Below are 820 nucleotides of genomic sequence, written 5' to 3'. Positions count from 1 at the left end.
ATGCTGTCGAACTTCGCATCTTTCAATAATTCAACTTTGATGCCATCTGCTGTGGTACGGGTAATCACGTTTTCACCGCTGGTTTTGTCTTCCGCTGTTGCTGCATCAGCGCCACCCACAATGTTTAACTTCTCACCCAACTTACGATGAACATCCGCACCAGTATTACCGGCGAAGTTTAGACCTTTATTGGTCACATCATTAACGCCATTGGTAACCTTATCATCAACTGATTTGATTGCATCATTGATATTGTCTTTACCTGTGCCACCAATGTTGTTGGTGCTGATGCTGCCATCTGGATTAATCGTTGTGTTTCCACCAATGCTGTTCTTGATGCTGTCAGAAATATTCTTGATCTGACCACCATTCACGGCGCATCTTTTGAACCATTCGCGATTGAACCATCTGCAACATTGCTAATGACTTTATTACCCGCATTGATGCTATCTTTAGTGATGCTTGGGCCATCTTTGATGGTTAAACCCTTGTCGTTTAATACTGTATCACCAGTGGTGATGCTGTCTAAATTTAGGTCTTTCTTGGTCGACACTTCGTAGTTGGTACTGCCATCTTTATTCGTCGTCTCTTTAACAACGATGTTGTCACCTTCAGTCACTTCAGTCACTGTAGTTTTCGCTTTGGTTGCAGCATCTTTCACATTGCTGATTGCATCATTGATGTTATTTTTACCTGTACCACCAATGTTATTGGTCGTGATGCTGCCATCTGGATTGACCGTTGTATTTCCACCAATGCTGTTCTTGATGCTGTCAGAAATATTCTTGATCTGACCACCATTCACCGCATCTTTTGAACC

1 pseudogene is annotated in these 820 nt (G+C 42.4%); it reads right to left on the bottom strand.

What is annotated here, in order from left to right:
• Nucleotides 1–820, bottom strand: a pseudogene (locus F993_RS19945) (YadA-like family protein); the annotation flags it as partial.

The organism is Acinetobacter proteolyticus (assembly GCF_000367945.1).
GTDB lineage: Bacteria > Pseudomonadota > Gammaproteobacteria > Pseudomonadales > Moraxellaceae > Acinetobacter > Acinetobacter proteolyticus.
This window is presented reverse-complemented; position numbering and strand designations above follow the sequence as displayed.